The organism is Erythrobacter sp. F6033 (genome assembly GCF_023016005.1).
Lineage (GTDB): Bacteria > Pseudomonadota > Alphaproteobacteria > Sphingomonadales > Sphingomonadaceae > Erythrobacter.
Genome location: NZ_JALKAZ010000001.1, coordinates 1,880,085 through 1,900,664, shown reverse-complemented (window position 1 = coordinate 1,900,664; position 20,580 = coordinate 1,880,085). Strand labels below are relative to the sequence as shown.

General features: G+C 57.1%; 28 protein-coding genes. 22 read left to right on the top strand and 6 right to left on the bottom strand.

The window, feature by feature from the left end:
- Positions 1–2 precede the first annotated feature (2 nt).
- Positions 3–608 (bottom strand): orotate phosphoribosyltransferase, encoded by a 606-nt coding sequence (pyrE, locus tag MWU39_RS09090; RefSeq protein ID WP_247159673.1) that lies wholly within the window; start codon positions 606–608, stop codon positions 3–5.
- Between the two features lie 228 nt (positions 609–836).
- Between pyrE and coxB the strand changes: the two genes are divergently transcribed.
- The 17 genes from coxB (at position 837) to MWU39_RS09010 (ending at position 13,010) form a co-directional block, all read left to right on the top strand.
- The gene (gene coxB / locus MWU39_RS09085; RefSeq protein WP_247159672.1) at positions 837–1,856 is read left to right on the top strand and encodes a cytochrome c oxidase subunit II; all 1,020 of its coding nucleotides are present in this window, start codon (positions 837–839) and stop codon (positions 1,854–1,856) included.
- Positions 1,857–1,907: 51 nt separating this feature from the next.
- Entirely contained in the window at positions 1,908–3,620 is a 1,713-nt protein-coding gene (gene ctaD, locus MWU39_RS09080) for a cytochrome c oxidase subunit I (RefSeq protein ID WP_247159671.1), read from the top strand.
- Positions 3,621–3,744: 124 nt separating this feature from the next.
- Positions 3,745–4,692, top strand: coding sequence for a heme o synthase (locus MWU39_RS09075; RefSeq protein ID WP_247159670.1), 948 nt, complete (start codon positions 3,745–3,747; stop codon positions 4,690–4,692).
- Positions 4,689–4,817 carry a hypothetical protein gene (locus tag MWU39_RS14550; RefSeq protein ID WP_281501097.1) on the top strand — a complete coding sequence of 43 codons (129 nt, stop codon included), beginning with the start codon at positions 4,689–4,691 and terminating at the stop codon, positions 4,815–4,817. Before MWU39_RS09075 ends, MWU39_RS14550 begins: the two co-directional genes overlap by 4 nt.
- Positions 4,817–5,395, top strand: a complete 579-nt coding sequence (locus MWU39_RS09070; RefSeq protein WP_247159669.1) for a cytochrome c oxidase assembly protein — start codon at positions 4,817–4,819, stop codon at positions 5,393–5,395. Before MWU39_RS14550 ends, MWU39_RS09070 begins: the two co-directional genes overlap by 1 nt.
- 47 nt (positions 5,396–5,442) lie before the next feature.
- Positions 5,443–6,324, top strand: coding sequence for a cytochrome c oxidase subunit 3 (locus MWU39_RS09065; protein WP_247159668.1), 882 nt, complete (start codon positions 5,443–5,445; stop codon positions 6,322–6,324).
- Between the two features lie 107 nt (positions 6,325–6,431).
- Entirely contained in the window at positions 6,432–6,725 is a 294-nt protein-coding gene (locus MWU39_RS09060; protein WP_247159667.1) for a DUF983 domain-containing protein, read from the top strand.
- A complete protein-coding gene (locus MWU39_RS09055; RefSeq protein ID WP_247159666.1) occupies positions 6,722–7,291 on the top strand; it encodes an SURF1 family protein in 570 nt (189 codons plus the stop codon). Before MWU39_RS09060 ends, MWU39_RS09055 begins: the two co-directional genes overlap by 4 nt.
- 60 nt (positions 7,292–7,351) lie before the next feature.
- Positions 7,352–8,764: a threonine synthase gene (gene thrC, locus MWU39_RS09050; protein WP_247159665.1), complete on the top strand. Its 1,413-nt coding sequence runs from the start codon at positions 7,352–7,354 to the stop codon at positions 8,762–8,764.
- Positions 8,764–9,654, top strand: coding sequence for a class I SAM-dependent methyltransferase (locus tag MWU39_RS09045; RefSeq protein ID WP_247159664.1), 891 nt, complete (start codon positions 8,764–8,766; stop codon positions 9,652–9,654). The genes thrC and MWU39_RS09045 overlap by 1 nt, the downstream gene beginning before the upstream one ends.
- Positions 9,651–10,067: a hypothetical protein gene (locus MWU39_RS09040; RefSeq protein ID WP_247159663.1), complete on the top strand. Its 417-nt coding sequence runs from the start codon at positions 9,651–9,653 to the stop codon at positions 10,065–10,067. Before MWU39_RS09045 ends, MWU39_RS09040 begins: the two co-directional genes overlap by 4 nt.
- Positions 10,064–10,441 (top strand): dihydroneopterin aldolase, encoded by a 378-nt coding sequence (locus MWU39_RS09035; protein WP_247159662.1) that lies wholly within the window; start codon positions 10,064–10,066, stop codon positions 10,439–10,441. Before MWU39_RS09040 ends, MWU39_RS09035 begins: the two co-directional genes overlap by 4 nt.
- Entirely contained in the window at positions 10,441–10,758 is a 318-nt protein-coding gene (locus MWU39_RS09030; RefSeq protein WP_247159661.1) for a Rossmann fold domain-containing protein, read from the top strand. Before MWU39_RS09035 ends, MWU39_RS09030 begins: the two co-directional genes overlap by 1 nt.
- Positions 10,751–11,797: a GTP 3',8-cyclase MoaA gene (gene moaA, locus MWU39_RS09025; protein ID WP_247159660.1), complete on the top strand. Its 1,047-nt coding sequence runs from the start codon at positions 10,751–10,753 to the stop codon at positions 11,795–11,797. The genes MWU39_RS09030 and moaA overlap by 8 nt, the downstream gene beginning before the upstream one ends.
- A 4-nt stretch (positions 11,798–11,801) precedes the next feature.
- On the top strand, positions 11,802–12,044 hold the full coding sequence (locus MWU39_RS09020) for a MoaD/ThiS family protein (RefSeq protein WP_247159659.1): 243 nt from the start codon (positions 11,802–11,804) through the stop codon (positions 12,042–12,044).
- Positions 12,007–12,498, top strand: a complete 492-nt coding sequence (locus MWU39_RS09015; RefSeq protein WP_247159658.1) for a molybdenum cofactor biosynthesis protein MoaE — start codon at positions 12,007–12,009, stop codon at positions 12,496–12,498. The genes MWU39_RS09020 and MWU39_RS09015 overlap by 38 nt, the downstream gene beginning before the upstream one ends.
- Positions 12,499–12,581: 83 nt before the next feature.
- Positions 12,582–13,010 carry a hypothetical protein gene (locus MWU39_RS09010; protein WP_247159657.1) on the top strand — a complete coding sequence of 143 codons (429 nt, stop codon included), beginning with the start codon at positions 12,582–12,584 and terminating at the stop codon, positions 13,008–13,010.
- 44 nt (positions 13,011–13,054) lie between these two features.
- Here the strand turns inward: MWU39_RS09010 and MWU39_RS09005 are convergent, their stop codons facing one another.
- The gene (locus MWU39_RS09005; protein WP_247159656.1) at positions 13,055–13,759 is read right to left on the bottom strand and encodes a Crp/Fnr family transcriptional regulator; all 705 of its coding nucleotides are present in this window, start codon (positions 13,757–13,759) and stop codon (positions 13,055–13,057) included.
- A complete protein-coding gene (locus MWU39_RS09000; protein ID WP_247159655.1) occupies positions 13,756–14,265 on the bottom strand; it encodes a hypothetical protein in 510 nt (169 codons plus the stop codon). The genes MWU39_RS09005 and MWU39_RS09000 overlap by 4 nt, the downstream gene beginning before the upstream one ends.
- A 237-nt stretch (positions 14,266–14,502) precedes the next feature.
- Here MWU39_RS09000 and rplU point away from each other — a divergent pair, with 237 nt between their 5' ends.
- The 4 genes from rplU (at position 14,503) to MWU39_RS08980 (ending at position 16,786) form a co-directional block, all read left to right on the top strand.
- Complete coding sequence (gene rplU / locus MWU39_RS08995) at positions 14,503–15,024, top strand: 50S ribosomal protein L21 (RefSeq protein WP_247159654.1); 522 nt, start codon at positions 14,503–14,505, stop codon at positions 15,022–15,024.
- 12 nt (positions 15,025–15,036) lie between these two features.
- Positions 15,037–15,306: a 50S ribosomal protein L27 gene (gene rpmA, locus MWU39_RS08990; protein ID WP_247159653.1), complete on the top strand. Its 270-nt coding sequence runs from the start codon at positions 15,037–15,039 to the stop codon at positions 15,304–15,306.
- A 246-nt stretch (positions 15,307–15,552) separates the two neighbouring features.
- A complete protein-coding gene (locus MWU39_RS08985) occupies positions 15,553–16,071 on the top strand; it encodes a GNAT family N-acetyltransferase (protein ID WP_247159652.1) in 519 nt (172 codons plus the stop codon).
- 118 nt (positions 16,072–16,189) lie between these two features.
- Positions 16,190–16,786 carry a helix-turn-helix domain-containing protein gene (locus MWU39_RS08980; RefSeq protein WP_247159651.1) on the top strand — a complete coding sequence of 199 codons (597 nt, stop codon included), beginning with the start codon at positions 16,190–16,192 and terminating at the stop codon, positions 16,784–16,786.
- Here the strand turns inward: MWU39_RS08980 and MWU39_RS08975 are convergent.
- On the bottom strand, positions 16,783–17,514 hold the full coding sequence (locus MWU39_RS08975) for a folate-binding protein (RefSeq protein ID WP_247159650.1): 732 nt from the start codon (positions 17,512–17,514) through the stop codon (positions 16,783–16,785). The two genes, MWU39_RS08980 and MWU39_RS08975, sit on opposite strands and share 4 nt — an antisense overlap.
- The gene (locus MWU39_RS08970) at positions 17,511–18,401 is read right to left on the bottom strand and encodes a hypothetical protein (RefSeq protein ID WP_247159649.1); all 891 of its coding nucleotides are present in this window, start codon (positions 18,399–18,401) and stop codon (positions 17,511–17,513) included. Before MWU39_RS08970 ends, MWU39_RS08975 begins: the two co-directional genes overlap by 4 nt.
- A 65-nt stretch (positions 18,402–18,466) precedes the next feature.
- Here MWU39_RS08970 and pyrC point away from each other — a divergent pair, with 65 nt between their 5' ends.
- Positions 18,467–19,504 (top strand): dihydroorotase, encoded by a 1,038-nt coding sequence (gene pyrC / locus MWU39_RS08965; protein ID WP_247159648.1) that lies wholly within the window; start codon positions 18,467–18,469, stop codon positions 19,502–19,504.
- On the opposite strand, the gene rarD is transcribed toward pyrC, so the two are convergent.
- Positions 19,505–20,425, bottom strand: coding sequence for an EamA family transporter RarD (rarD, locus tag MWU39_RS08960; RefSeq protein WP_247159647.1), 921 nt, complete (start codon positions 20,423–20,425; stop codon positions 19,505–19,507).
- Positions 20,426–20,580 lie beyond the last annotated feature (155 nt).

Genomic DNA, 20,580 nt, shown 5'->3' with positions numbered 1-20,580 from the left:
GGCTATTCCTTGCGGCTTCCGGGCTTTGTAATAGCTACGCTGGCGAGGGTATCGGGGATGCTGTCTTCTTCGTATGTCGGAAAATCAAAAGCGGCGAGCGGATAAAATGGCACGCCCAGATCGACCGAACCCAGAGAACGGTCGATCAGCGAACATTCTGCAATCACTTCGCCGCCTTCCCGCGCCACGGCTGCGATGGCTTCGCGGCTGGACAGTCCAGTTGTGACGACATCTTCGACCATCAACACTTTTGCACCCGGTTCAAGCGCGAAGCCGCGGCGCAAATGGAACGTGCCTTCGGGACGTTCAAGGAATAGCGCGTCTTTGTCCAAGACCCGGCCAACTTCGTGCCCGATAATGATGCCGCCCATTGCTGGAGAGACGACCACATCTACTTTGTCCACGATTTCTGCAGGAATGCCAGCGACCACTGCTTGTGCAAGTCTTGCCGCGCGAGCCGGGTTCATAAGCACACGGGCGCATTGGAGATAATGGCCGCTATGTTTGCCTGAAGACAACTTGAAATGACCTTCCAACAGGGCGCCGCAACCGCGAAATTCGGCAAGCACGTCTTCTTCAGTGCGCGGCAGGGAGGGGGCATAATTCATTGATCAATTGCCTTCATTTCATGGGGCCTTACGGGCGGGCTTGCGCACGGATCATGGTGCATTGCATAAAATTCTCCCTAGAACCGCTTGAGGCACGGGGCAAGCGCGGCTAATAGGCCAACCAAGTTGACAGTAATGTCAGCAAAATCGCTGTCCGATTCCGCTTCACTGCGAAGCATGGGTTACGGGCAGCATGGGATAAAATCGAAAGTTAGTTTGGGCACATTTATGATGGGGCACATCCACACCCGTTTGAAATTCGGCTTCATCGCGTTGTTTGCCGCGATGCTTGCTATCACGGCTCCGCAGACGGTGTTTGCGCAGGAAACTGTTGGGGCGGATGTTCCGGCCATCGCAGGGCCTGACGAAGTGCCTGCTGGTGAAACCGAAGCTCCAGATGGTTCTGGTGCCTACACCCCGCTTGAGCCTGTCGAAGGCAAGGGCATGCCCACTGCAGCAACAGACGACATGCTAAAGAGTATGACGTTTCAGGATCAGTATACCGACAACGGTATCTATGCGCTCAACATGCACGATTACATCCTGATGCCGGTTATCACCGCGATCAGCATTTTCGTCCTTGCGCTGCTGCTTTGGGTTATCGTGCGCTACAATCGCCGCGCTAACCCGGAACCTTCGAAGACCACCCACAACACTTTGATTGAAGTCGTTTGGACGATTGTCCCCGCGCTCATCCTGGTCGTGATTGCGGTTCCTTCGATCACGCTCCTCGCGCGCCAGTATGAAACGCCGCCAGAGGATGCGATCACGATCAAGGCAACCGGCTATCAGTGGTACTGGGGTTATTCGTATCCTGATCACGGCGATGTTGAGATCATTTCCAACATGCTTTCCGATGCGGACGCGATTGCAAATGGTGAGCCTGCGAAGCTTGCCGTTGATAACCGTATGGTCGTCCCAGCTGGCGTTCCGCTTCGCATCCAAACCACTGCGGCTGACGTAATTCATGCATTCGCAGTGCCATCGCTGTGGTTCAAAATGGATGCAGTGCCGGGCCGTTTGAATGAAAAGCTGCTCACCATCAAGGAGCCGGGCCTGTATTACGGTCAGTGCTCCGAACTGTGCGGCGCGCGCCACGGCTATATGCCGATCGCGGTCGAAGCACTGCCGATGGAAGAATTTGAAGCGTGGGTTCTTGAGCAGGGCGGTTCACTGCCCGGCGCTGAAGAAGCCGCTGCTGAAGAAGAGGTCGCTGAAGACACTGCAGAAGCAGCTCCAGCAGCTTAATCTGACGCCGAACCGAATACGAACACGATACGAACCGAGAGAATCTGAACCATGGCCACTACCGCTGAAGGTTTCGACACCCACACCGAAGACCACGCTCATGATCATGCTGATCATAAGCCGAGTTTCTTCAAGCGTTGGTTCATGTCGACCAACCACAAGGATATCGGCACACTCTACCTGATCTTTGCGATTATCGCGGGTATCGTTGGTGGTGCGATGTCGGGCGTTATGCGTTTGGAACTGGCTGAGCCGGGCATCCAATATCTTGGTGCGGCTGTGGAATTCTTCGGCGGCACAGCGGAGGAAAATGCCAACCTCCATATGTGGAACGTGTTTATCACGGCTCACGGTTTGATCATGGTCTTCTTCATGGTCATGCCGGCCATGATTGGTGGTTTCGGTAACTGGTTTGTTCCGTTGATGATTGGTGCGCCTGACATGGCGTTCCCACGCATGAACAACGTTTCGTTCTGGTTGACCGTTGCTGGTTTCGTAAGCCTTTGTTTCTCGCTGTTTGTGCCGGGTACCGGTGAAAACGCATTGGGCGCAGGTGTCGGTTGGACGGTCTATGCGCCGCTTTCGACGACTGGTAACTCCGGCCCAGCGGTCGACTTCGCGATCTTCTCTTTGCACCTTGCGGGCGCTGGCTCGATCCTTGGTGCGACCAACTTCATCACCACCATTTTCAACATGCGCGCGCCCGGTATGACCCTGCACAAAATGCCGCTGTTCGTATGGTCGGTGCTGGTCACAGCATTCCTGCTGCTGCTCGCGCTTCCGGTGCTTGCGGCTGCGATCACAATGCTGCTGACAGACCGTAACTTCCAGACCACCTTCTTCGATCCAGCAGGCGGTGGTGACCCGGTTCTCTACCAGCACCTATTCTGGTTCTTCGGTCACCCTGAAGTGTACATTATGATCCTGCCGGGCTTTGGCATGATCTCTCAGATCGTCGCGACCTTCAGCCGTAAGCCTGTGTTTGGCTATCTCGGCATGGCCTACGCCATGGTTGCTATCGGCGTTGTCGGCTTCATCGTGTGGGCGCACCACATGTACACCGTCGGGCTCGACGTAAACACGAAGATGTACTTCACCGCTGCGACGATGGTTATCGCTGTACCGACCGGCGTGAAAATCTTCAGCTGGATCGCCACAATGTGGGGCGGCAGCATGGAGTTCAAATCGCCAATGGTTTGGGCGATGGGCTTCATCTTCCTGTTCACCGTGGGCGGTGTGACCGGCGTTGTGCTCGCCAATGGCGGCATCGACGACAACCTTCACGACACATATTACGTGGTTGCTCACTTCCACTATGTGTTGTCGATGGGTGCGGTCTTCTCACTGTTCGCCGGTTTCTATTACTGGTTCCCAAAAATGAGCGGCCGGATGCACAGCGAATTCCTTTCGCACCTGCATTTCTGGGGCTTCTTCATCGGCGTGAACGTGATCTTCTTCCCACAGCACTTCCTGGGTATGAACGGGATGCCGCGTCGTATCCCTGATTATCCAGAAGCCTTCGCATACTGGAACGAGATCAGCTCGTACGGTTATATGATCATGGCGCTTTCGATGGTCGTGTTCTTCGTGAACCTCGCTTACGCGTTCACTGCTGGCAAAAAAGCCGCTGCGAACCCATGGGGCGAAGGCGCGACGACACTGGAATGGACGCTTTCGAGCCCTCCACCGTTCCACCAGTTCGAAACGCTTCCGGTTATCGAAGACCACCACGATTACCACGATCACCGTCCAGCCTCGGCCTGATGGTGACTGATCGGTGGTCGGCGCTCAATGCCCGGCCATCTGATCGCAAAAACGAAAACGGGGGAGGGCGTGCTGGCAATGGCGCGCTCTCTTTCAAATAGGACAAACGCCTGAAAAGCTCTCGATGGATACGCTTTTAACCCCGACTGCCAAACCGCACCCGATGCCGGCCGATTGGCGTGATTTTTTCACGCTGACCAAGCCGCGGGTTATGACGCTGGTGATCTTCACCGGCATTTGCGGTCTGCTTGCAGCACCGGGCACTATCCATCCGGTTCTCGGCTTTACGGCCATTCTTGCTATCGCAATGGGAGCAGGCGGTTCGGCTGCGCTCAATCAATGGTGGGAAATGGACCTTGATGCGGGCATGAAGCGGACGGCCAATAGGCCGCTGCCAACTGGTCGTATGCTTCCAAAGGATGCGCGCGATTTCGGCGTTTTCCTGTCGGTCACTTCGGTCGGCCTGATGGGGGTCGCAATCGGTTGGTTGGCGGCAATCGCGCTTGCTGCGGCGATTGTCTATTACGCGGTCATCTACACAATGTGGCTTAAGCCGCGCACGCCTCAGAATATCGTGATCGGTGGCGGCTCTGGCGCGTTCCCGCCGTTCATCGGTTGGGTCGCGGTGACTGGTGAGATCACGCTGATGCCGGTCCTGCTTTTCGCAATCATCTTTATGTGGACGCCGCCGCATTTTTGGGCGCTCGCGCTGTTTATGAAGTCTGACTACGCAAAAGTGGGCATTCCGATGATGCCCGTCGTCGCAGGCGAAAAATCGACCCGCATCCAGATATTGGTTTACACCGTGCTGTTGGCACCAGTGGCGATCGCTCCTTGGGCGATCGGCGAGGTGAGCTGGGTGTATGGATCGATTTCTGTCGTATTGTCTCTATTGTTCTTCGCGCTGGCTATGCCGGTTGGCACACGGGAACGCGCGGCTGAAGATCAGATGCTTCCCGAACGGAAGCTGTTCAAATTCAGCATCATTTACCTGTTCGCTTTGTTTGCTGCATTGGTCGCGGACCGTTTGCTTGAAAACAATGGCCTGATCGGCGGAGGTATGTTCGCATGACCCCTGAAGAAGAAGCAGAAACGAAGCGCCGGCAGAAAGCTCGCAACCTTGTGGTTGGCGGCACGCTGCTGTTCTTCGTCGTATTGTTCTACTTGATCACAATCGCCCGGATTGGAGGGCAATAATGAGCACCGTGCAGCCATCCATTGATGATCGCAATCTTCGCACTGGCGGCCTCGCGCTTCTTGGCGCGCTGGCGATGCTTGGTCTCGGCTATGCCGCAGTTCCTTTGTATGATTTGTTTTGCCGGGTGACAGGCTTTGGCGGAACCACGCAGGTCGCCACCGAAGCAGAAGCTGCGACAGCAGCGAAGGCAGGAATTGCCAAAGAAATCTCAATCCGTTTCGACGCTTCAACTGCGCGCGACGTTCCATGGACGTTCAGCCCTGCGCAGGCGACCGATACCGTCCGTATCGGACAGCGCGATCTCGCATCCTACATCGCTCGCAACGATAGCAAATATCCGGTAACGGGCGCTGCGACGTTTAATGTAGAACCTGCGCAAGCGGGCCAATATTTCCACAAGATCCAATGTTTCTGTTTCACACAACAGACGCTTCAGCCTGGGCAGGAAGTGAGCATGCCCGTGCTGTATTATGTCGATCCGGCCATTCTCGAAGATGAGTTTATGGCTGATGTTGAACAAATCACTTTGAGTTACACTTTTCACCGCGTGAAAGAGCCCGTAAAGACGGATTCCTAACGCGAAATATGATTGACCACGCATCCTAAGGGACGGGAAAGCAGACCATGGCTGGCAACGTAAACCACGACTATCACATCCTTGAACCCGATATCTGGCCGCTCGTCGGTTCGCTATCGGCGGTGACATTCACCACCGGACTTGTGTTCAACATGCACGAAATGTTCGGTGCGACCGGATCAATTGTAATGTGGGCCGGTCTCGCGGGTCTGATCGCGACCTTCTTCATGTGGTTCAAGAACATCGTTGTCGAAGCCGAACGCGGTGACCACACTCCCGTTGTCCAGCTCCACATGCGTTACGGCATGATTCTGTTCATCGCTTCGGAAGTGATGTTCTTTGTCGGGTGGTTCTGGTCATTCTTTGATTTCGCACTGTTCCCTGCACCGCTTTCCGTCACGGACGCTGGCACGGCTGCGCAGGCGACCGCCAATGCGTTTCTGACAGACAACACCGCCACTGGTGGTGCGCTCGTGCCAGAGGGCATGGAAGTACTCGATGCGTTCAGTCTTCCGCTGCTTAACACCCTGATCCTGCTCTGCTCGGGTACTACCGTGACTTGGGCGCACCACGCGCTAATCCACGGTGATCGTGACGCTCTTAAGCAAGGTCTCTGGGCGACCATCGCTCTCGGCGTTTTGTTCAGCGGCATTCAGGCATATGAGTATAGCATCGCGCCGTTCAACTTCGGTCAGAACACATACAGCTCGGCGTTTTACATGGCGACCGGCTTCCACGGTTTCCACGTTCTGATCGGTACGATCTTCCTCGCGGTATGCCTGTTCCGTGCTTACAAAGGGCACTTCACCCCGCGCCAGCATTTCGGCTTCGAAGCGGCTGCGTGGTATTGGCACTTCGTTGACGTGGTGTGGCTGTTCCTCTTCATCGCCATCTACGTATGGGGCGGTTGGGGCGCACCGGTCCATTGATCGAACCGGGCACCAGCTCGAAACACAAGAAAGGGCAGCCTGGCCAAGAGAAATCACTCTTCCAGGCTGCCCTTTCTGGTTTGTGCCCGCGTTGCGGCACAGCGACCTTGTTTGAGGCGCCTGCACGGATCGCGGTGAAATGCGAAAGCTGTGATCTGGACTATTCTGAACTGGAACGCGGATCGCGTTGGGCCGGGTTACTGACCATTCTGATCGCGGTGCTGCTCATCTGTGCAGCGATGGGTATCGATATCCTGATCCAGCCCCCATTTTGGCTTCAGGCGGTATTCTGGAGTGTAACGACGATTGCAGCGGTTCTAGGTGGGCTTCGTCTGTACAAGACCGCGCTTCTCTACGCTCAATATGAAGCCAAGCTGGAAAAAGAGAACGCGGACATATGACCTCTCGTATTCCCATCATTCCGACGATCATCGTGGTGGCCGCAATCATTACGATGATTGGTCTCGGTATATGGCAATTGGGCCGGATGGACGAGAAAGAAGCGATGCTAGCTGCCTATTCCGAGGCGACACAGGAAATCGATACGGTTCCATTCCCCATATCGGGTGAAGGGAAAGACGTATGGTTTCGCCAGAGCACAATCGAGTGCGTGGATGTGACCAATATCGAAACTGTGGCGGGTACATCGGACAAAGGGCAAAAAGGATGGGCTCAACGCGCTACCTGCGCGGTTGGCGAAAATTCGACCGTGTTGGTTGATCTTGGCTATTCGCGCAGCTTGCAAACCCCGCAATGGACAGGAGGCACGGTTGCTGGCGTGATTGCTCCGGGTCCGCGTCTTGTCGCCAACCCGCCGCAAGCCGGGCTTCAACCGCTCGCCAAGCCTGATCCGAGCAGTCTTCCCAATAACCACCTTGCTTATGCGGGGCAATGGTTCTTCTTCGCGTTGACAGCCTTGCTAATCTACGGATTCGCTGTTCGATCGCGGATCAGAAAGAAAGACTAGGGCAACCGTCAGGCACCCTTGCTTGCTCTCACAAACACAGGGCGCTAACCGCAGCATCATATGGAATATATCTCCACCAGAGGAAGCGCGCCGACGCTGGATTTTGAAGGCGCAACATTGGCCGGTCTTGCGAGCGATGGCGGATTGTATCTGCCGCGCGAATGGCCACGCTTTAGCGAAGCGCAAATCCGTTCGATGCGTGGATTGGAATATTGGGAAGTTGCCGTGGAGGTAATGACCCCGTTTGTGGGAGATAGTCTGACTCCGGATGAGCTCTCTGCAATCTGCAGGGAAGTTTATGGTTCAGAATTCAGCCACGCTGCGGTCACGCCTTTGGTTCAGCTCGATAGCCAGCATTGGTTGCTGGAATTGTTCCACGGCCCGACGCTGGCGTTTAAAGACGTCGCACTGCAGATGCTCGGGCGGTTGTTTGATACCTTCCTGAAACGCCGTGATGAGCGGCTGACCATTGTTGGCGCAACTAGTGGCGACACGGGCTCTGCTGCCATTCGCGGTGTTGCCGGGTCTGAGCGGGTCGAGATATTCATGCTCCACCCTCAAGGCAAAGTCAGCGACGTTCAGCGTCGCCAGATGACGACGGTGCGCGCGCCTAATGTCCACAACATTGCGATTGATGGCAGCTTTGATGACGCACAAGCGCATGTGAAACGGATGTTCGGTGATCCGGATGTCACCGGCACGCTCAATCTGGGCGCGGTGAACTCGATCAACTGGGCGCGCCTGATGGCTCAGGTGGTTTATTACTTCTATTCGGCGCTGCAGCTTGGCGCTCCTGATCGGAAGGTTGCCTATTCCGTCCCGACCGGAAATTTCGGCGATGTGTTTGCAGGCTATGTCGCATCCAAGATGGGGCTGCCGATCGAAACGCTGGTGGTCGCCACGAACATCAATGACATTCTGCGGCGCGCTATCAATGAAGGCGACTATTCCGCTGGCGGTGTCACGCCAACGATCACACCATCGATGGACATTCAGGTTAGCTCCAATTTTGAACGGCTGCTGTTTGACGCAAGCGGGCGTGATGGCGCGGCCATTGCCGAGCAGATGCGCGGATTCGAGCAAACAAAATCGATGCAGCTTACCAACGCGCAGCGTGAGGGTATGAAGGACCTGTTCCTGAGCTTCCGCGCGGATCAGGATGAAACCGCGCGGGCTATGCAATGGGCCCATGCCGCAGGCGGCCAGATTATCGATCCGCACACGGCCGTAGGATTGAGCGCTGCCCGCGCTGCGGTCACCGATGACTCCATCGATCCGCGCGTTCCTCTTGTTACACTTGCGACCGCTCACCCCGCGAAGTTCCCTGACGCGGTCGAACGTGCTGTCGGTGTGCGTCCGGCGCTTCCGTCGCGCGTCGGCGATCTGTTTGGCCGAGAGGAACATTTCACAGAACTTGCGGGTGAGTACGAGGCAAGCCGCGACTTCGTGTTGCAGAATGCTGCCTCCGCCTGATGGCCACAATCGCGCCTCAGCCGATGGTGATGGAATGCACCGGATGGGACGCATATCGCCTGCTCGATAGCGGGGCGGGGCGCAAATACGAGGCGTTCGGGCCGCATGCCTTTGTCCGCCCAGAGCCGCAGGCGCTGTGGCAACCTCGGCTAGACGACTGGCCAGCGGCTGGCGAATTCGTGCCGGGCTCTGATGAAGATGGCGGCGGGCGTTGGCAGTTGGAAACCGAACTTCCCGAAGAAGGGTGGCAGCTCGCCTGGAACGAGGTGAAGTTCACCGCGCAGCCCACGCCGTTCCGGCACCTGCAATTTTTCCCCGATATGGCGCCCGTTTGGGATTGGATGCGCGAACAGCTTGCGGGCCGCGATGACGCGGAAACCATGAATATGTTCGGCTATACGGGTCTGGGCACGCTTGCGCTTAGCGATCATGGCCGTGTCACGCATGTTGATGCCTCCAAAAAATCGGTCGCTCAGGCGCGCGAGAATGCCGCGCTGTCCGGCATGGATGACCGTCCGATCCGCTGGATGGTGGATGATGCAGCGAAGTTTGCTGCACGCGAAGTGCGGCGCGAGCGGCGCTATGACGGGATTATCCTTGATCCGCCCAAATTCGGGCGCGGGCCAAAGAATGAAACCTGGCGGTTGGAGCAGGGCCTGCCGGAATTGGTGGGCGACTGCGCGAAGCTGCTCGACGAGAAAAGCGCGTTTCTGTTCCTCACGGTCTACGCGGTTCGCATGAGCTCGGTCGCTTTGGCTGGATTGCTCGAGGAAAAGCTGCGCCATTTGCCGGGCGTCATTGAACACGGCGACCTTGCCGTGCGCGAAGAGGGTGAAGGCGCACGCCTGCTGCCAACTGCCATTTTCGCCCGGTGGAGGCAGGATTCGTGAGTGTGCTTGCTCTGATAGCCTTGGCGGCGGTGGTTGAACCCGTAGCGGATGCAAGCGAGCTTTTGCGGTTCCGAATTGATCCGGTCAATAACACCCTTCAAGTGAGCGAGTTCGTTCTCTGCTCACCCAGAGTCTATGATGCCCAGATCGACGCCGATGAGCGCACAAGAGAACTTGTTCTCAACGTAGAGCTTGGCGACAGCGGCAAGGCGTGGCTCGCTGAGAAAACGGCCGAAAATGTCGGGCGGCAGATGCACATCATGATCGGATCGGAGATCGTTTCTTCGCCGGTTATCAATGAAGCGATCACTGGCGGCACTTTAAGCCTGACGGGACTTACCGTTGAAGAGAATAAGCGCGTGCAGAAAGCTCTGCTAAAGCCCTGCAAAATGACGAAGGTCTCACCCGAATGAACGATTCGCTTATCCTTGAAGTGGCTGACCTCGAAGTGAATGTCCTGACCGGCATCTATTCCGAGGAGACCGGTAAACCGCAACCGCTGCGGATTACCATTCAGGCGCGCTATGACATCGCGGATCGGTACGATCCCGATACGCCGCTGGAGGCGAGCAAGAATTACATGGACCTCAAATTTGCAGCCTCCGATGGGCTGCCAAAAGATGTTCATTTCAAACTGATCGAGGCAGTGGCTGATCACATTTGTGAAAGCCTGTTTGTGCAGGATAAGCGAGTGCAGGCCGTGACAGTAAAGATTGTGAAGCTGGCGATTGCCGAGGCGAACGAGAAGATCGGGATCACAATGCACCGCGAAAGGCCTGCGGACTGATGCAGGTTTTGCTGACCGTCGAAAGTTTGCCGGATAGCGGTATTGCCGCGAGCGCCGAGTTTTTCGGAAAGCATCTCGAACACGCCAGAATCAAGCTGGCGGATCAAGGAACAACAGCGCTCGCCATTGTCCTGCCCGCAGCTGATAGCGCCCATGATGATTGGCGCAGATCACTCGCCGCAGATCTGGCGCGCGAATATGCACCCAAGCGCGTGAATATTGTGGGCGTGGCCAGTGAAAGCGCGGCGCGCGGGATCATCGAGTATTTAGAGGATGCGCCCGGCGTCACAGGGCAGTATTGTCCCGCGCATGAGTGAGCTGGCAAACCGAATTCCTGATCGGATCGAGATTGGCGCTGATGCTGTGCCGCTGGTCGATACGTTCAAGCGCCAGATTTCCTATCTTCGCCTGTCCGTTACGGATCGCTGCGATTTGCGGTGCACCTATTGCATGCCGGAAGCGATGAAGTTTCTGCCCCGCAAAGAGGTGCTGTCGCTGGAGGAGTTATACGAGCTTGCGAACGGCTTTATCGAGCGCGGCGTCACAAAAATCCGTATCACGGGCGGCGAGCCATTGGTGCGCCGCGATATTATCGATCTGATCAATGCGCTCGGCAAGCGCATCGGATACGGCCTCGAGGAGCTGACGCTCACCACTAACGGGACGCAGTTGGCCCAGCACGCTGACGCTTTGGCCAAGGCCGGAATTCGCCGGATCAATGTATCGCTCGATACGCTCAATCGGAATTTGTTCGCCAAGCTGACACGGCGCGATGCCTTGCCGCAGGTTCTTGACGGCATTGGCGCTGCGAAGGAGGCGGGATTAAAGGTGAAGCTCAACGCGGTTGCGCTGAAAGGCGTCAATGAAGATGAGCTTCCCGATCTGATCGCATGGGGGCACGGCCAAGGGCATGATGTCACCCTGATCGAAGTCATGCCGCTGGGTGATATTGAAGAGGAACGGCTCGATCAGTTCCTCTCGCTGGCCGATGTGCGTGGACAACTCGAACAGCGTTGGACGCTCACGGAAAGCGATCACCGCACAGGCGGGCCTGCTCGCTATGTTGATATTGCCGAAACTGGCGGTCGGCTTGGGTTGATTACGCCGCTCACCGGGAACTTTTGTGCTGGTTGCAACCGGCTGCGTGTGACCGCGACGGGTCAACTTTACCCATGCCTTGGCGGCGCAGAGCGGGTCGATCTGCGCGCGGCGCTGCGTTCCGAAGAGCCGGTGCGCAATCTTGCCGAAGCACTGGCAAAGGCAATGAAGATCAAACCGGAAAAGCACCATTTCCGCATGGATCAGCGCGGGGCAGAACCCGCTCAACCGCGCCACATGTCGATGACGGGAGGATAGGCGAGTGACAGTGACGATACATTTCCTTGGACCGCTGCGGGATATGACGGGTGAAGACAGCCGAGAAGTCGATGGACCGCTCGATTGGCCGGGTTTGCTGGCCACCGTCGGTCCTGAGATTGCGGGGCAATTGGGCGAAGCGCGCGTCAATGTCGCCTGCGCCGGAAAGGTCTTGTCGGACAAGACTACGCTGAACGCCAAAGACGGCGATGAAGTTGCGTTGCTGCCTCCTGTCAGCGGCGGCTAGACTGGCGATGCACCGCGACATCCGCCTGCTGACCGAACCATTTATTCCTGGCAGTTTGATCGGGCCATTCACCCAAGCCTGCGCAGGGCTGGGCGGTGTTTGCACTTTCGTTGGCGAAGTTCGGGGCGAGGATAATGTGGAAGCGCTTGAGCTGTCGCATTACGAACCGCTGACACTGCCGGGTATGGACGAACTGGCGGATAAGGCATCAACGCGGTTCGATTTGATCGGTTTATTGATGGTTCACCGCGTCGGGCAAATGTATCCCGGCGAACCGATTGTATGCGTGTCGGCGGCGGCAAATCACAGGCGCGACGCGATCGATGCCGTTGATTTCTGCATGGACCATTTGAAGAGCGCCGCGTGGTTTTGGAAACGCGAGCTTCGCAGCGGCAAATGGAGTTGGATCGAACCGCGCGCCGATGATTATGCCGATCTTTCACGCTGGAATTGAAAATATCCTGCGCAGTTTGATCTGGATCAAGGTGGCAGGAAAAGGCGGCGGCTAATTCTCTTTCCAACGAAGGAGAAAGCCCCATGAGTAAACTAGCACATGACATCATCGCCCGAGGCGAAGCTCGCATTGTCGATGCACCTGCCGCTGCGCGCACTCAGGTTGAATCCGATCGCAACTTCGAAATGCCAACCGCTTTGTATGGCGCGACTGTCGCCTGCTATCTTGCGTTCATTGGCATCCTGGGCGCGGCATTTTCCACTCCCGGCCTGATCATTCCTATGGCGATCTTTGCAGGCTTCATTATCGCTGGATTCGGGGTTCCCGCAGTTTGGACCCGGCTTAAAGATAATGGCAGCAAGCCCATGACCATGGGCAAGTTTCAACAGACCGGAATTATGACCAACACCGGACGTCTCGCTCCCCGAGATGCCGCGATCCAAATGTTGATTTTGCCAGTGCTGATCGTGCTTTGGGCCTGCACTGTCGTTGTGATCGCCGCTTTGGTGTGATCGAGGGGCTTTGATCGCCCCTAAGGAAGAGAGACAACGACTGGCTAGGCCTGAGCAGCCTGGCGCCCAGACAGGGCCTGAAGGAGCGCGGGATCGATCAGTTCGATTCCGCGCTTTCCTTTGCGCAGGATCGCCCCGGTGTCTTCGATCTCGCCAAGTTTGCGGCTGACGGTTTCAATTGTCAGGCCTAGCATATTGGCAACCTCACCGCGCGTAAGCGGCAAATCAAACTCGCGTGCGACATGGCATGAAGTGTGGCTGGCCGCGGCAGCGAAATCGTATAGCAGAGCCGCAAGACGTGCTTCGGCATCGGCTGTGGCGTTCAGCTCCAGCAGGCTACGTGTTGCCAGCAGGTCTTCCTGACTGCGGCGCAACAAGGCGCGGGCGAGGGCAGGATATTGCTCTATCGCCCGGTCAATGTCAGCGCGCGCAAACGTGCAAAGCTTGCTTTCGGTCAGCGCGACTACATCGTGATGGGCGAAAGGAGAAAACAGTTCACCGATAAAACCCGACGGATGGACCAATGCAAGGATTTGCTCGTCTCCGTCACGGTTGATAGCCGAAACTTTGAGGGCGCCTGATACAAGAGTTGCGCAAGCTGCGTCTTGATCGCCTGCCGCAAAGAGCATCTCTCCGCGTTTTAGAACCCGCGTCCGTCCAGCGGCTGCGAGAACATCGCGTTCTTCCTCCGTAAGGACTGCGCAAGCCGCGCTGTCTTTCACCGGGCAGGCTTCGCAGGCGGCGTTCATTGGTTCATTGTTTCAGAAAGGCCCGCGAGAGTACCGTCCTGACCAGCGATCAGCGTTTCGACTTTGGCGCGCGCGGCGGCTATTTCTTCTTGCGGGGCAAATGTCGTCACGGCCTCAGCTGTCAGACGGTCTAGGTCAGCCAGCACGACGGCTGTTTCGCTGCGGATTGCTTGCAGATTGGCAAAGGCGACGAGGGCCTCTTGCCGGCGGTTGCTTTCGATGCTGTCATTCTGCGCCATTGCGACAAGAATGATTGTCCCCATCTCAACCTGTTCAAACCGGCGATAAGCATCCACGGCGCGCGCGACCAATGCATCCAGATCTTCGCTCGAGGCGACGGGGCGAATCGGAGCTTCAGGCTCACCGGCTACAGGCGTGAACTGACCCTGCGCCCGCTCAAAGTCGCGGATCACCAGCGAAGGATATTTGTCGCTGCTGCCAACGCAGGCAGAAAGCAGAATTGCTGATGTCGCGGCGATCAATAAGGAGGCATACGGGCGTGTCATTGTTGGCTGGGCGAATATCACGATGGTTTGCTCCCGCAAAGCCAGATAGATGCAAGTTCTTGAAAAAGAGTCGCGTCAAAGGCAGATTCTGCGCCAGATAGCGTTGACTTGCCCCAGTGTTTCCCTTAACGGCACCGTTCTTTCCGGCGCTGTATCCAAACGGCGCCGCAATGCCGTTCGGTGGTGCGAGCCTTTTGCATAAAGCCGGACACGCCAAGAGATTGAGAGTATATAGCCATGTTCGCGATAGTGCGCACAGGTGGCAAACAATATCGGGTTGCCGCCGGAGACAAAATTGCCGTTGAGAAGCTCGCTGGTGAAGCGGGCGACACCATCACCTTGGGTGATGTCTTGCTTGCAGGTGAAGGCGATAGCATCGCTGACGCTGCCAAAGTGAGCGTATCGGCTGAAATCATCGCGCAAGCGAAGAGCGAAAAAGTCGTCGTTTTCAAAAAGCGTCGTCGCCACAACTACCGCCGTAAGGCTGGTCACCGTCAACAGATGACGCTTCTGCGCATCACTGACGTTGGTGAAGGCAAGAAAGCCCCGGCTAAGAAGGCTGCTGCTCCTAAAAAAGAAGCTGCACCGAAAGCTGAAACCGAAGCCAAGGCAGCACCTGCCAAGAAGGCTCCGGCGAAAAAAGCTCCGGCCAAGAAAGCCGCTCCGAAGGCTGCAGCCACTAAAAAGCCTGCAGCGAAGAAAGCACCAGCCAAAAAGGCACCGGCTAAGAAAGCCGCGCCTAAAGCTGACACGAAGTAAGGATCAGGACCCATGGCACATAAGAAAGCAGGCGGTTCATCGCGTAACGGTCGCGACTCAGCAGGTCGCCGCCTTGGTGTGAAGAAATTCGGCGGTCAGGACGTGATCGGCGGCAACATCATCGTGCGCCAGCGCGGCACCAAGTTTTATCCGGGCACCAATGTCGGCATGGGCAAAGACCACACTCTCTTCGCACTCGGCGAAGGCGTGGTCCGATTCCATAAAGGCAAACTAGGCCGCAAATTCGTGTCGGTAGACATGATTGCGGAAGCAGCTGAATAACCGGACGGTTCAAGAAAAGGATCGTCCACCGGGGCGGTCCTAGCCGATAACACAATCGGCAGCGTAGAGGGAGAAGGGCCACCCCATTCGGGGGAGCCATCTCCCTCTTCTCGTTTCTCCCTCGAAAACCCGTGGAATAATAAAATTCCACGGCAACGAAATTGTCATGCAGCCCGCCTATCGGCGCGGTGAGGGGCAATTGAGTTCTCGCTTGGGAGAAGAATTGTGTTCCATCGTAGCGACAGATTGCTGCTCAGACCCATCTGGCCAGAAGATTGGCAGGGCGTGCTTTCGGGCATCGCCGATGAGGGTGTCGTGCGAAATCTAGCCAGCGCCCCGTGGCCCTATGCCGCAGAGGACGCGCGCAAGTTCGTGTCACTCCCGATTGATCCCATGTTTCCGCGCTTTCTGATCACTCGCGCGCGCGATGCACAGGTTGTCGGTTGCATCGGGATTGATCCGATGGATGAAGGTGCGGTTGAACTCGGCTACTGGATCGCACGCCCTTATTGGGGGCAGGGCTTCGCAACCGAAGCGGGTGCTGCAGCGCTCAAAGTTGCGCGCACTCTCGGGCATCAACGGCTGGTGGCGTCGCACTTCCTCGACAACCCGGCATCGGGCGCGGTTTTGCGCAAGCTTGGCTTTGAGCCAACTGGCCGCGTGGTCGAACGGCATTCCTGCGGGCGCGGCGAGATGGCGCCAACGGCGGAGTACGAGCTGTCTTTTGCCGGCACCGCCGGATTTGGAGCGCCAGTAGCGGCCTGAGTTCGAAGCACTTTGACCCATCCAAAGCCTCGGTCGCGATTGCGTGTGCCGGGGCTTTTTTGATTCGCGGTTCCGATTGCTTGTTCATTTCGGTGCTTTTCACTAGGGACGACAGGTAATGACAGTCCGTAAGAGATTAACTCCTGAGGAATCCCGCAAATCCGCCCTAGAGGCCGCGCGTGCACTCCTTATCGAAACAGGTCCGCAATCCGTCACGCTGAAGGCAGTGGCGTCGCGCATAGGGCGCACGCATGCCAATCTGCTCCATCATTTTGGATCGGCATCGGGGCTGCAAAAGGCTCTGGCAGAGCATCTGGCAAAGACTGTGTGCGAGACGATTATCGAAGCCGTGCACGCGAGCCGCGCGGGGCTTGGTTCAGCGCGCGAAGTTGTGGACCTCGCCTTCGACGCGTTCGACCGCGAAGGTGCGGGTGCGCTCACCAGCTGGATGCTGCTCACGGGTAACGAGGATGCCCTAAACCCGATTATCAGCACAATTCACGAGCTGGTCGACGAGATTGCGCCGGGCGAAGCGGATCATTCCGAGGACGAAATGCATGTTCATAAAGACACGCTCAGCCTCGTGTTGTTGGCCTTGGGTGATGCGTTGATTGGCGGGGCGCTGGCAAAGTCGCTTGGCCTGCCGAGAGACACGGCACGTGAGCGTGCTGCTGCCAACCTCGAGGCATCAATGGCGCAGCATTACCAGCGTTAATCGGCAATACCCGTCGCCTGCCAGTCGGGCAGGGCCGCAGGATCAAGATCGGCAACGCGCAAGTGATCGACGGCCAATTCCAGTTCAGGATAGACCGCCTTGCGCCGTTTATCTTCGGACCTGTCAATCGGCACAACGACCAGTCTCCGGTTGACCTTTTGCCGCCAGTTCATCCGCGCGGTGTTTTCCTGACCGATGTAACAGCCTTTCTCAAAGCTGACGCCGTTCAGCTCGACCGCATTGGTTTCCAGCCAAAGAATATCACCCAACTCGCCGCGACCTTCGGGCACGCCAAGATTGAGGCGGTGTGCAAGATAAGTCGCGTCAGCAGCATTAGCGTCATTCGTAGCGGCAACTGCGCGAAAGCCGAGTTCAGACAGGCGAGGATCAGGGGTTCCGCCATCGAAGGCTTCGATGCTCCAGAACACGCCAAGCGTTTCATCGCGGGCTATGTCGATCTTGCGGCGCAGTCGATAGAGCGAGAGGCGTTTGGCGAGATCATCCGCGACCTCTGCTTCGCAATCGAGCCGCAACGCGCCATTGTCGCCCGCCCAAACAAAGAAATCGAACATCGCCTTGCCCTGCGCGGACAATAGCGCGGCATAGACTGGCAGATCGCCGCTCACATCATTGGTGACGAGACCTTGCAGAAAACCCCGCACATCCTCTCCATCCTCCAGTGGGACGAGGCGGATAATGGCGCGGTTGGCTAAAGTCCTGGCGGTCATGTTCTCATCCGGTTGGCTATGGCCCCGGCCAGACGCTTGCCCAGACCCGGTCCCTGTTCGGGATAGAGATAAGGTTCGATCAGCTCGGCTTCCATAACCATCAACGCGCCATCTTCTGCCCGCAGCATATCGATACGGGCATAGAGCGGCGCGGGGAAAGGAAGTGCGGCGATTATCGCTGCCGCAGCAGCGGCCTCTTCCTCGCTAGGTTGATGGACGTTCTCCGTCCCGCCATACAGCGATTGAATGCGGTAATCGCCATTGGCCGGAAGTTTACGCAGCGCATGGCTTAGCTCGCCTTCGATAACGACAAAACTCAGCTCGCCTTCTTCGGCAATAGCGGGGAGAAAGGGTTGCAACATTGCCGGATGCCCGAATGACCAATCGGCATCGGGCATCGAGCCGCGCGAAATCAGCTCTTGGCCCATTGCGCCTGCGCCAATCTGACGTTTCACTACGATCCGGTCTGTGTCGAAAACCTCCATGGCCTCCAGCGCACCCTTGGCGGTCACATTCTCGCGCCAAAGTGTAGGGATGGTGCGGGCGCCCGCGTCGGCGAGATCGCGGAGATAGGTTTTCTTGGCGTTCCAGCGCACGATGTCTGGCGGATTGCAGACTGTGATACCGCGCTCGTTCAGCGCTTCGAGTTTTTCAAGGAAGGCCTGGGGCTTGTCCTGATAGTTCCACGATGTGCCAAGCATTACGAGCGCGATGCTCTCAAACGCTTCCAGAGGGGCTTCCCAGTCGATCACGCACAAGTCCAAACCCGCCGCTTCAAAGGCAGGCGCAAGCGAAGAGATCATCAGGTCATGTTCAAATGCGTCTCCGCGTCGTTCGCCTGCGCTTGGAACGGTTGTTTCGCAGGCCAGAAATCCGATTTTGGTCATACAAAGCGCTGTATGAGTGTCCGGCGGGACTGGAAAGACTTTACTTGCCCGACTAAGGCTCAGGCATGACCGATACGCTTACGATCCGCCGCCCTGATGATTGGCACCTGCATTTCCGCGACGGTGATATCATGCGCGGCGTTGTGCCTTACACAGCGCGGCAATTTGCCCGGGCGATTGTGATGCCGAACCTGACGCCGCCGGTCACCACTGCTGCGCTGGCGGCGGAATATCGCGACCGGATCAATGCGGCGGTTCCGACAGGGGTGGACTTCAGTCCGCTGATGACATGCTACCTCACTGACACGACTGATCCCGAAGATCTTGCGCGCGGCTTTGCTGAAGGCATCTTCACAGCCGCCAAACTCTATCCGGCGAATGCGACCACCAATTCCGCGCACGGTGTTAGCCACGTAGCGAAGATTTATCCGGTGCTAGAACGGATGGAGGCCGATGGCATCATCCTGTGCATCCACGGTGAAGTGACCGATCACGACATCGATGTATTTGATCGTGAAGCGGAGTTTGTCGAGCGGCACATGCGCGCGATTGTTCGGGATTTTCCGAAGCTTAAAATCGTGTTTGAACACATCACTACAGCCGATGCGGTGGAATTTGTGGAGCAATCCGGCCCCAATATCGCCGCGACAATCACCCCGCAGCATCTCCATATCAATCGCAACGCGATGCTGGTCGGCGGGATACAGCCGCACAATTACTGCCTACCGGTTGCCAAGCGGGAATTGCACCGGCTGGCGCTGCGCAAAGCGGCCACGTCGGGTTCGCCCAAGTTCTTCCTCGGCACTGACAGTGCCCCACATCTTCGCGGTGACAAGGAAAGCGCCTGCGGCTGTGCAGGCATTTTCGGTGCGCCATACGCGCTGGAAAGCTATTGCACGGTTTTCGACGAAGAAGATGCATTGGAGCATCTCGAAGCGTTTGCCTCGCTAAACGGCCCGGCTTTTTACGGTCTGCCCGTAAATGAGGAAACCATCACGCTGGAGCGCACTGAAGTTGCGGTGCCGGAAGAGCTGGAGCTTGCCGGACAGACCATCGTGCCTTGGCATGGCGGCCAGACGATCCACTGGCGGATTGCCGACTAGCTATGCAGCCGCTTTTGCTTTGCGGCTGCGCGCCCACAGATCGAACATAAAGATCGCCACAGCCGTCCAGATCAGCAGGAAACTGCCGAGTTGAACGGGGCGTAATTCCTCGCCGAACACCGTGAGCCCGAGCAGGAAAACGATCGTCGGGGCGAGGTATTGGATGAAACCGAGCGTCGAATAATTCATCCGCTTGGCTGCGATCGCGAACAGCAATAGCGGTACGGCTGTTACGACGCCTGAGAATATGATCGCGCCGCTCAAAAACCAGTCATCACCGAACGCCGAACCAGCGGGCGCTTGCGCATACCACCACGCGATACCGGCTGCGGGCAGCAGTAGAATTGCGCTCTCGATGGTCAATCCGGGCAATGATCCGACATTAACCTGTTTGCGTACAATGCCATACAGCCCAAAGCTGAAAGCGAGACTCAGGCTGATCCAGAGCGTTGTAAGCGCACCCGCCGCCAACAGAGCCACTGCCGTGAGCGCAATCGCGACGGCGAGCCATTGCCACCTCGAAAGTTTCTCACCTAGCAGCACCGTCCCGAGCAGCACATTGAGCAGCGGGTTAAGGTAATAGCCAAGGCTCGCGGCGTAGACCTGATTTTCCATGATCGCCCAGATGTAGACGAACCAGTTGATCGCGATCAGCACGGCGCTGGCGAACAAGGCAAGCAGCGTCCGGCGGTTGGTGAGCGCTTCCTTCAACGCTGGAAACTGCTTCCGCAGGGCAACGATGATCAGGCAAAACGGCAGCGTCCAGATGATCCGCCAGCCAACAAATTCAAACGGTGGCACGCTCGTCACCAAAAGCAGATAAAGGGGCAGGAAGCCCCACATCAGATACGCGCCCAAAGCCGCTGGTAAGCCGGAGGGCTGTTCGGTGCTTTGCGCGGAGGTGCGGGGAGGTGTCGCCATGAAGCACGGCCCGTAGGCTTCGCCAGTGCTCAGCGCAAGCGCGGGCGGGTTTACACCGCGCTACAAGGCTGAACCGATGCTTTCGGACCTGATTGCAGGTCGTTCAGGTTCATGCCTCTATACATGAACATATCGAATGAGGGGCACGGGGCAAT

Bases quoted from the DNA above. Each gene is read 5' to 3' on its own strand.
- pyrE (WP_247159673.1), bottom strand. From the start codon at position 608: ATGAATTATGCCCCCTCCCTGCCGCGCACTGAAGAAGACGTGCTTGCC.
- coxB (WP_247159672.1), top strand. From the start codon at position 837: ATGATGGGGCACATCCACACCCGTTTGAAATTCGGCTTCATCGCGTTG.
- ctaD (WP_247159671.1), top strand. From the start codon at position 1,908: ATGGCCACTACCGCTGAAGGTTTCGACACCCACACCGAAGACCACGCT.
- MWU39_RS09075 (WP_247159670.1), top strand. From the start codon at position 3,745: ATGGATACGCTTTTAACCCCGACTGCCAAACCGCACCCGATGCCGGCC.
- MWU39_RS14550 (WP_281501097.1), top strand. From the start codon at position 4,689: ATGACCCCTGAAGAAGAAGCAGAAACGAAGCGCCGGCAGAAAGCTCGC.
- MWU39_RS09070 (WP_247159669.1), top strand. From the start codon at position 4,817: ATGAGCACCGTGCAGCCATCCATTGATGATCGCAATCTTCGCACTGGC.
- MWU39_RS09065 (WP_247159668.1), top strand. From the start codon at position 5,443: ATGGCTGGCAACGTAAACCACGACTATCACATCCTTGAACCCGATATC.
- MWU39_RS09055 (WP_247159666.1), top strand. From the start codon at position 6,722: ATGACCTCTCGTATTCCCATCATTCCGACGATCATCGTGGTGGCCGCA.
- thrC (WP_247159665.1), top strand. From the start codon at position 7,352: ATGGAATATATCTCCACCAGAGGAAGCGCGCCGACGCTGGATTTTGAA.
- MWU39_RS09045 (WP_247159664.1), top strand. From the start codon at position 8,764: ATGGCCACAATCGCGCCTCAGCCGATGGTGATGGAATGCACCGGATGG.
- MWU39_RS09035 (WP_247159662.1), top strand. From the start codon at position 10,064: ATGAACGATTCGCTTATCCTTGAAGTGGCTGACCTCGAAGTGAATGTC.
- MWU39_RS09030 (WP_247159661.1), top strand. From the start codon at position 10,441: ATGCAGGTTTTGCTGACCGTCGAAAGTTTGCCGGATAGCGGTATTGCC.
- moaA (WP_247159660.1), top strand. From the start codon at position 10,751: ATGAGTGAGCTGGCAAACCGAATTCCTGATCGGATCGAGATTGGCGCT.
- MWU39_RS09015 (WP_247159658.1), top strand. From the start codon at position 12,007: ATGAAGTTGCGTTGCTGCCTCCTGTCAGCGGCGGCTAGACTGGCGATG.
- MWU39_RS09010 (WP_247159657.1), top strand. From the start codon at position 12,582: ATGAGTAAACTAGCACATGACATCATCGCCCGAGGCGAAGCTCGCATT.
- MWU39_RS09005 (WP_247159656.1), bottom strand. From the start codon at position 13,759: ATGAACGCCGCCTGCGAAGCCTGCCCGGTGAAAGACAGCGCGGCTTGC.
- MWU39_RS09000 (WP_247159655.1), bottom strand. From the start codon at position 14,265: ATGACACGCCCGTATGCCTCCTTATTGATCGCCGCGACATCAGCAATT.
- rplU (WP_247159654.1), top strand. From the start codon at position 14,503: ATGTTCGCGATAGTGCGCACAGGTGGCAAACAATATCGGGTTGCCGCC.
- rpmA (WP_247159653.1), top strand. From the start codon at position 15,037: ATGGCACATAAGAAAGCAGGCGGTTCATCGCGTAACGGTCGCGACTCA.
- MWU39_RS08980 (WP_247159651.1), top strand. From the start codon at position 16,190: ATGACAGTCCGTAAGAGATTAACTCCTGAGGAATCCCGCAAATCCGCC.
- MWU39_RS08975 (WP_247159650.1), bottom strand. From the start codon at position 17,514: ATGACCGCCAGGACTTTAGCCAACCGCGCCATTATCCGCCTCGTCCCA.
- MWU39_RS08970 (WP_247159649.1), bottom strand. From the start codon at position 18,401: ATGACCAAAATCGGATTTCTGGCCTGCGAAACAACCGTTCCAAGCGCA.
- pyrC (WP_247159648.1), top strand. From the start codon at position 18,467: ATGACCGATACGCTTACGATCCGCCGCCCTGATGATTGGCACCTGCAT.
- rarD (WP_247159647.1), bottom strand. From the start codon at position 20,425: ATGGCGACACCTCCCCGCACCTCCGCGCAAAGCACCGAACAGCCCTCC.